Origin of the sequence: Streptomyces hygroscopicus subsp. hygroscopicus (assembly GCF_001553455.1) — a bacterium.
Taxonomy (GTDB): Bacteria; Actinomycetota; Actinomycetes; order Streptomycetales; family Streptomycetaceae; genus Streptomyces; species Streptomyces hygroscopicus.
Genome location: NZ_BBOX01000145.1, coordinates 1 through 9,244, shown reverse-complemented (window position 1 = coordinate 9,244; position 9,244 = coordinate 1). Strand labels below are relative to the sequence as shown.

2 protein-coding genes are annotated in these 9,244 nt (G+C 71.9%); both read right to left on the bottom strand.

The genetic code is table 11. The features are described from left to right. A partial coding sequence (locus AXW62_RS16950) for a type I polyketide synthase (protein WP_370682918.1) occupies window positions 1–5,741 on the bottom strand: 5,741 nt, incomplete at its 3' end. Between the two features lie 80 nt (window positions 5,742–5,821). Then, the coding region (locus AXW62_RS16945; RefSeq protein ID WP_159060897.1) for an SDR family NAD(P)-dependent oxidoreductase at window positions 5,822–9,244 on the bottom strand (3,423 nt) is incomplete at its 5' end.

Here is a 9,244-nt window from a genome sequence, read left to right as displayed (position 1 = left end):
AGCCGTCCCTGGCCGTAGGTGGCCAGCAGCGCCTGCGCCTCGATCGGGTCACCCAGCGTCGTCCCCGTACCGTGCGCCTCCACCGCGTCCACATCAGCCGCCGACAACCCGGCACTCGCCAGCGCCTGCCGGATCACCCGCTGCTGCGACGGACCATTCGGCGCCGTCAACCCATTCGACGCACCATCCTGATTGACCGCCGAACCCCGCACGACCGCCAGCACCGGGTGACCGTTGCGCCGCGCGTCCGACAGCCGCTCCACCAGGAGCATGCCCACACCCTCGGACCAGCCCGTACCGTCCGCGCCCTCGGCGAACGGCTTGCACCGGCCGTCGGGAGCGAGCCCCCGCTGCCTGCTGAACTCCACGAACGACCCCGGCGTCGACATCACCGACACACCACCGGCCAGCGCCAGGTCGCACTCGCCCTGACGCAGCGCCTGCGCCGCGAGATGCAGCGCCACCAGCGACGAGGAGCACGCCGTGTCCACCGTCATGGCCGGCCCCTCGAGGCCGAAGGTGTACGAGATACGGCCCGACACCACACTGGCCGCGCTGCCCGTGCCCACGTGGCCACCGAAGTCCTCGGGGGCGTCGAGCATGATCGTGGAGTAGTCCTGGCCGTTGGTGCCGACGAACACACCGGTCCGGGTGCCCCGCAGCGCGGCCGGCTTGACGCCCGCGGACTCGAACGCCTCCCACGAGGTCTCCAGCAGCAGCCGCTGCTGCGGGTCCATGGCCACCGCCTCACGCGGCGAGATCCCGAAGAAGGTGGGGTCGAACTGGGGCGCCCCGTAGAGGAAGCCGCCCTCGCGGACGTAGAACGTGCCCGGGTGTTCGGGGTCCGGGTGGTACATCCCGTCAACGTCCCAGCCGCGGTCGCCGGGGAATCCGGCGATGGCGTCGCCGCCCTCGGCCAGGAGTCGCCACAGGTCCTGCGGGGTTTCGACGCCGCCGGGGAAGCGGCAGCTCATTGCCACGATCGCGATGGGGTCGTCGTCATCGGGCCGCGCCCCGTGCGGCGCCGTCGCGAGGGCCGCTTCCGCGTGAGTTCCGGCGAGCTCCGCCCACAGGTGGTCGGCGAGCACCTCGGCGGTCGGGTAGTCGAAGACGAGGGTCGCGGGCAGGCGCAGGCCGGTGGCCATGTCGAGCCGGTTGCGCAGCTCGATGGCGGTGAGTGAGTCGAACCCGAGGTCTCGGAAGGCCCGGCCGGGCTCGACCGCCTCGGCCGAGAAGTGGCCGAGTACGGCGGCCGCGTGGGTGCGTACGAGGTCCAGCAGGAGGGCACGCTGTTCCGCGTCCGACTGTCCGGCCAGTTGGTTTCGCAGGTCGTGGCCGGTGTCCGTCCGGGCGGCGGTCCCGCCGGTGGCGGCGAGCAGTTCGCGCGCCTCGGGGAGGTCGCTGACGAGGGCGCTGGGGCCCGCGCTCAGCATCGACGCCATGCCGGTCCAGTCGATGTCGGCCACGACCAGTGCGGCCTCGTCGTGGCCCGCGGCCCAGCGGAGCGTGTCCACGGCCAGCGTGGGAGTCATGGGAGGCAGTGGCCCGCCGCGCATCCGCTCCCCGGCGCGGCCGCTCGCGGCCATGCCGCCCTCGGCCCACGGGCCCCAGGCGATCGCGGTGGCGGCCAGGCCCTGGGCCCGGCGCTGCTGTGCGAGCGCGTCGAGGTAGGCGTTGGCCGCCGCGTAGGCGGCCTGGCCGGCGCCGCCGACGACACCGGCGAACGAGGAGAACAGCACGAAGGCGTCGAGATCGAGCTGTGCCGTCAGCTCGTGCAGCTGCCGCGCGCCCTCCACCTTGGCGGTCAGCGTCCCGGCGAGCTGGTCGACGGTCAGGCCGTCGAGCACACCGTCGTCCAGGATGCCCGCCGCGTGCACGACGGCGCTCAGCGGATACCGCTCGGGGATGGCGGCCAGCACCGCGGCGAGGGCGTCCCGGTCGGCGGCGTCGCAGGCCGCCACGGTCACCTCGGCGCCCATTGCTTCGAGTTCCGCCGTGAGTTCGGAGGCGCCCTCGGCCGCCGGGCCGCGACGGCTGGTCAGCACCACGTGTGCGGCGCCCTCGCGCACGGCCCAGCGCGCCACATGGGCGCCCAGGGCGCCGGTGCCGCCGGTGATCAGCACCGAGCCCCGGGGCCGCCACGCGCGCTCCGCCGACTCGTTGCCGACCGTCACCCGGGTCAGGCGCCGGGCGTACGCTCCGGAACCGCGCACCGCCACCTGGTCCTCGCCGCCCTCCGCGGACAGCGCCCAGACCAGTCGGGCGGCGGCGCGCTCGTCCAGCGTCTCGGGCAGGTCGACCAGGCCGCCCCAGATGCGCGGGTGTTCCATGGCCGCCACCCGGCCGAGGCCCCACACCTCGGCCTGCACGGGGCTGGTGAGCCGGTCGGAGCGGCCCACCGACACAGCCCCCCGGGTGCCGCACCACAGCCGGGCCTCGATGTCCGCCTCCGCGAGGGCGCGCACCAGCGTCAGCGTCAGCGCGAGGCCGCGGGAGACCACCGGCTGTCCGGCACAGGGCCGCTCGTCCACGCCCGCCAGAGACAGCACACCGGTGATACCGGGCAGATCGGCGGCGATGTCACGCAGCCGCGCGCCCAGCACCCCGGGGGCGAGGTCGTTCTCGTCCGTGGCCACACGGACGACATCGGCACCGTGTCTGCGGAGAGCGGCGGACACCGCCTCCGGCAGCGCGTCATCGACGCCGGAGGCGGGGCCGACGACGAGCCAGGTTCCCGGCAGTGTCACCGCGGGGTTCTCCGAGACCGGCTTCCACGAGATCCGGTACCGCCAGCCGTCGACGGTGGCCCGGTCCCGCTGCTGCCGACGGTACGACGACAGCGCGGGCAGCAACTCGCTCAGCGAGCCGCGCCCGTCGACGTCCAGCGCCTCGGCCAGCGCGCCCAGGTCCTCGCGCTCCACCGCGTCCCAGAACCGCGCGTCCACCGCGTCCGCGGCGCGGGAGTCGGTGGCCGCGCCGCCGGTGCCCTCCAGCCAGTAACGCTGCCGCTGGAACGGGTACGTCGGCAGCTCCACCGTGCGGGCGCCCCGCCCGGCGAAGACCGTTTCCCAGTCCACCGCGACACCGTGAACGTGTGCCTCGGTCAGCGCGGCCATGAGTGCCTGGGTCTCGGGGCGCTCCTTGCGCAGCACCGGCGCCACCGCCGGGGCCGGGGTTCCCTCGCCGGTCAGGCAGTCCCGGGCCATCGCCGACAGCACACCGTCGGGCCCCACCTCGAGGTAGGCGGTGACCCCCTGTGCCTCCAGGGAGCGGACACCATCGGCGAAGCGCACCGCCTCGCGCACATGCCGCACCCAGTAGTCGGGCGAGGAGATCTCCTCGGGCCCGGCCGGCTCTCCCGTGACGTTGGAGACCAGCGCCATGGTGGGGGCCTGGAACGACAGTCCGCGCACCACGCGCCGGAAGTCGTCCAGCATCGCGTCCATGCGCGGTGAGTGGAAGGCGTGGCTGACCCGCAGCCGACTCGTCTTGCGCCCTCGTTCGGACCATGCGGCCGCGATCTCCAGCACCGCGGGCTCGTCGCCCGCGATGACCACGGCGGCCGGGCCGTTGACGGCGGCGATGCTCACCTCGGCCGCACGCCCGGCCAGCGACGCCGCGATCTCCTCCTCCGACGCCTGCACGGCCACCATCGCGCCACCCTCGGGCAGCGCCTGCATCAGCCGGCCACGGGCCGCCACCAGCGCGCACGCGTCCTCCAGCGAGAACACCCCGGCCACATGCGCCGCGGCGACTTCGCCGATGGAGTGGCCGATCAGCACGTCCGGGGTGACGCCGAAGTGCTCCAGCAGCCGGAACAGCGCCACCTCGACGGCGAACAGCGCGGGCTGGGTGAACGCGGTCCGGTCCAGCAGCTCCGCGTCCGCACTGCCCTCGGCCGCGAACATCACCTCGCGCAGCGGACGGTCCAGCAGCGGGTCGAGGTGTGCGCATACCTCGTCCAGGGCGCGGGCGAACACCGGGAACGCCTCGTACAGCTCCCGGCCCATGCCCAGGCGCTGCGCGCCCTGACCCGAGAACAGGAACGCCGTCTTGACCGCCGTCCCGGCCACCCCCTGGAGCACGCCGGGAGCGGCTTCGCCGCCTGCGACGGCCTCGAGTCCGCCGAGGAGTTCGGCACGGTTCGCGCCCGACACCACCGCACGGTGCTCGAACATCGACCGCGTGGCGACCAGCGAGTGGCCGATGTCCAGCGGGCTCAGCTCGGGCCGCTCCAGCAGGAACGCGCTGAGCCGTGCGGCCTGGGCCCGCAGGGCGTCCGCGCTGCGTCCGGAGAGCAGCCAGGTGGCCACACCGCTGTCACCTTCGGCGGCGGGGGCCGGCTCGGCCTCGTCGGTCGGCGGGGCCTGCTCGATGATGGTGTGCGCGTTGGTGCCGCTCACACCGAACGCCGACACCGCGGCCCGGCGCGGCTGACCGGTCTCCGGCCACGCGGTCGTGTCGGTCAGCAGCCGCACCTCACCCGCCGACCAGTCCACCTGCCGCGACGGCTCGTCCACATGCAGCGTCTTCGGCAGCACACCGTGCCGCATGGCCATCACCATCTTGATGACCCCGGCCACACCGGCAGCGGCCTGCGTATGACCGATGTTCGACTTCAGCGCGCCCAGCCACAGCGGCCGGCCCTCCGGCCGGCTCTGGCCGTAGGTGGCCAGCAGCGCCTGCGCCTCGATCGGGTCACCCAGCGAGGTGCCGGTCCCGTGGGCCTCCACGACGTCCACATCGGACGGCGCCAGCCGGGCGCTCGCCAGGGCGTCGCGGATGACCCGCTGCTGCGAGGGTCCGTTCGGCGCCGTCAGACCATTGGACGCACCGTCCTGGTTGACCGCCGAGCCGCGCACGATCGCCAGCACCGGGTGGCCGTTCTTGCGCGCGTCCGACAGCCGCTCCACCAGGAGCATGCCCACACCCTCGGACCAGCCCGTGCCGTCCGCCGCCTCCGCGAACGGCTTGCACCGGCCGTCGGGGGCCAGCCCACGCTGCCGGCTGAACTCCACGAAGGCGCCCGGGGACGACATCACCGTCGCACCACCGGCCAGCGCCAGATCACATTCGCCCTGGCGCAGGGCCTGAACGGCCAGATGGAGCGCCACCAGCGACGAGGAACACGCCGTGTCCACCGTCATCGCGGGCCCCTCGAGGCCGAAGGTGTACGCGATACGGCCCGATACGACGGAGGCCGACGTGCCCGTCAGCAGATGGCCTTCGACTTCCTCCGGGAGTTCGTCGACGTCGGCGGCGTAGCCCGAGGCCGACGCCCCCACGAACACACCGCCCCGACGGCCCTTCACCGATCCCGGGGCGATGCCCGCGCGCTCGAAGACCTCCCAGGAGGTTTCCAGCAGCAGCCGCTGCTGCGGGTCCATGGCGAGCGCCTCACGCGGGGAGATCCCGAAGAAGCCCGCGTCGAACTCGCCCGCGTCGTGAAGAAAGCCGCCCTCGCGGGAGTAGAAGGTTCCCGGGTGCTCGGGGTCCGGGTCGTACATCCCGTCCACGTCCCACCCACGGTTGGACGGGAAGTCGGAGATGGCGTCGCTGCCGCCGGCCACCAGGTGCCACAGATCCTCCGGGCTTCCTACCCCACCCGGAAAACGGCAGCTCATCGCGACGATCGCGATGGGGTCCTGCTCTCCTGCCTCCAGCTCGCGCAGGCGTTGACGCGCTTGGTGCAGATCAGCCGTCACCCGCTTGAGGTAGTCCCGGAGCCTATCTTCGTTCACCATGGAAACCTTGCCTATAACGAGTCAAAGAAGACTGAAGAATGGAAGGAGGCCGGAGAAACGTGCCCCGGGATTCGCACTTAGCCGAGCTCATTTTCGATGAAATCGAAGAGATCGTCATCGGATGCCGCGTCAAGCCGTTGCGTCACGCTCTCGGCGCTCGTCACTCCGGCTTCACCGCCGTTCAACTTGGTGAGAAGCACCTGGAGTCGGGCCGCGAGGGCCGATCGCTCGGCATGGTCCGGCTCAGCCGTGGAGAGTGCTGCCTCAAATCGTTCCAGATCCGCGATGAGCGGAGTGGCGGATGTCCCTTCGTCGGGCAGGACGCCCGCTCGTACGTGTTCCGCGAGTGCCCTTGAGTTCGGGTAGTCGAAGACCAGCGTGGTAGGTAGCCGCAGCCCCGTGTCCGCGTTGAGCCGGTTGCGGAATTCTACCGCCGTGAGCGAGTCGAAGCCCAATTCCTTGAATGCCCGGTCGGATTCCACGCCTTCCATTCCCGGGAATCCGAGAACCGCGGCGGCGTGACCACGCACCAGGTCGAGCACGGCGCGCTCGCGCTCAGCGGGGGCCAAGGCGGAGAGGCGTTCCCTCAGCCGCGATCCGGCCTCCGCGTCGCTCTCCTCGGCGGACCGGGCCTGTTCCAGGGCCGATACGACCTCGGGCAGCTCGCCGATGAGCGGGCTCGGCCGTCCCAGGGTGAACGCGGGGGCGAACCGCTCCCAGTCCACATCGGCGACCGTCACCACACCGTCGTCACCGACGATCGCGGCCTGCAACGCGGCGATCGCCAGGTCGGGCGCCATGCTCGTCAAGCCTCGACGGGCCAGCTGCTCGCCACCGTCCCCGGCCGCCATGCCGCTCTCGGCCCAGGGGCCCCAGGCCACCGCCGTACCGGCAAGACCCCGCGCACGGCGATCCTCCACCAACGCGTCCAGATAGGCGTTCGCCGCGCCGTAGGCCGCCTGGCCACCACTGCCCCACACACCGGCGATCGAGGAGAAGACCACGAACGCGTCGAGCTCCCGGTCACCCAGCAGCTCATCCAGACACGCCGCCCCCGCCGCCTTACCCGACACCACCGCCGCCGCGTCCGCCAGACTCATCCCCCGAAGCTCGGCCGCCTGCTCAACACCCGCCGCATGGAACACCGCACGCAGCGGCAACTCCTCCGGAACAGCCTCCAGCACACCCGCCAACGCCCCACGATCGGACACATCACACGCCGCCACGGTCACCCGGGCACCCAACGCCTCCAACTCCTCACGCAGCTCCACCGCACCCGGCGCATCAAGACCACGACGACTGGTCAGCACCACATGCTCAGCACCCTGACCCACCACCCAGCGGGCCACCCGAGCACCCAGCGCGCCCGTACCACCGGTCACCAACACCGTCCCACGCGCCCGCCACGCCCGCCCGGCCCCCTCACCGGCCCCGGCCCGCACCAGACGCCTGGCGAACACCCCCGAGCCACGCACCGCGACCTGGTCCTCACCATCCTCAGCGGACAGCACACCCACCAGCCGCGCCACACCCCGCTCATCCAGAGCCTCGGGCAGATCAATCAGACCACCCCATACCGCCGCATGCTCCAGCGCCACCACCCGCCCCAGACCCCACACCTGCGACTGCACCACACCCGTGAGCCGATCCCAACGCCCCACCGACACCGCACCCCGCGTACCACACCACAACCGAACCGGAACCTCCGCCTCCACCATCGCCTGCGCCAACACCACACTCAGCGCATAACCACCCGACAGCCCCGGATACCCCGCACTGCACTCCTCCTCCAACGCCACCAGCGACAACACACCACCCAGCTCCGGCACCTGCGCGACCACCTCACGCAGCCGCTCCGCCAGCACCCCCACCTCGAGATCGCCCTGACCCACCACAAGCGACACCACACCCACACCATGCCGCTCAAGACCGGAGACAACCCCCGACACCAACTCGTCCCCCGCACCCGACGCCGGAACCACCACCAGCCACGTCCCGGACAACGACCCACCGGCCACATCCGAAACCGGCTTCCACACCACCCGGTAACGCCACCCGTCAATGGTGGACTGATCACGACTGCTGCGGTGATACGCCGACAGCGCGGGCAGCACCGCGCTCAGCGGCGCCTCGCCATCGACGTCGAGCGCCCGGGCCAGCGATTCGAGATCCTCGCGCTCGACCGCTTCCCAGAACCGCGCGTCCACCGAGTCCACGGGCCCCGATGTGTCCCGCCCCGTCAGGGAGAGGGACACCTCGGGCCAGAAGCGCTCGCGCTGGAAGGCGTACGTCGGCAGCTCGACCCGCCGCGCGCCACGCCCCGCGAAGACCGATTCCCACTCCAACGGGGCGCCGTGGACGTGGAGTTCGGCCAGCGCCGTGGTCAGCGCCCGCGCCTCGGAGCGGTCCTTGCGCAGCGCGGGGACGAGCACCGTGGCGGAGGTGTCCTCGGTCCCTTCCGCAAGGCATTCCTGGGCCATCGCGGTGAGCACACCGTCGGGTCCCACCTCCAGGTACCTGGTCACGCCCAACGCCTTAAGTGAACGTACGCCATCCGCGAACCGCACCGCCTCACGCACATGCCGCACCCAGTAGTCGGGTGAACACACCTCTGTCTCGGAAACCGGCCCGCCGGTGACATTGGACACCAGCGTCATGGCGGGCGGCTTGAAAGACAGCTCGCGGGCCACGTGGCCGAACGCGTCCAACATAGTGTCCATGAGGCAAGAGTGAAACGCATGCGAGACCCGCAAACGCTTAGTCTTTCGTCCGCTCGCCTCCCAGTCCGCCGCGACGTCGTGGACCGCGGATGCGTGACCCGAGATCACCACGGCCGAGGGACCGTTGACCGCGGCAACGCTCATTTCGTGCTCGCGACCAGCGAGTGAGGCGGCGACCTCGTCCTCGGTCGCCTGGACGGCCACCATGGCGCCGCCCTCGGGCAGTGCCTGCATCAGCCGGCCACGCGCGGCGATCAGTGTGCAGGCGTCCTCCAGCGAGAACACCCCCGCCACATGCGCGGCGGCGATCTCACCGATGGAGTGGCCCACCACCACGTCCGGGGTGACGCCCCAGTGCTCCAGCAGCCGGAACAGCGCCACCTCGACGGCGAACAGCGCGGGCTGGGTGAACGCCGTCTGATCCAGCAGCTCCGCGTCCGCGCTGCCCTCGGCGGCGAACATCACCTCCCGCAGCGGACGGTCCAGCACCACATCGAGGTGCGCACACACCTCGTCCAGCGCGCGGGCGAACACCGGGAACGCCTCATACAGCTCCCGGCCCATGCCCAGGCGCTGCGCACCCTGACCCGAGAACAGGAACGCCGTCTTACCACCCGTGACGGCCTGCCCCTGGACGACCCCGGAGCCGATACCGCCCTGAGCCATCTCCCCGAGACCGCGCAGCAGGGTCTCGCGGTCCTCACCGACCAGCACGGCCCGGTGCTCGAAGACCGACCGGGTCGCCAGCGAGTAGCCCACGTCCAGCGCACCGAGGTCAGT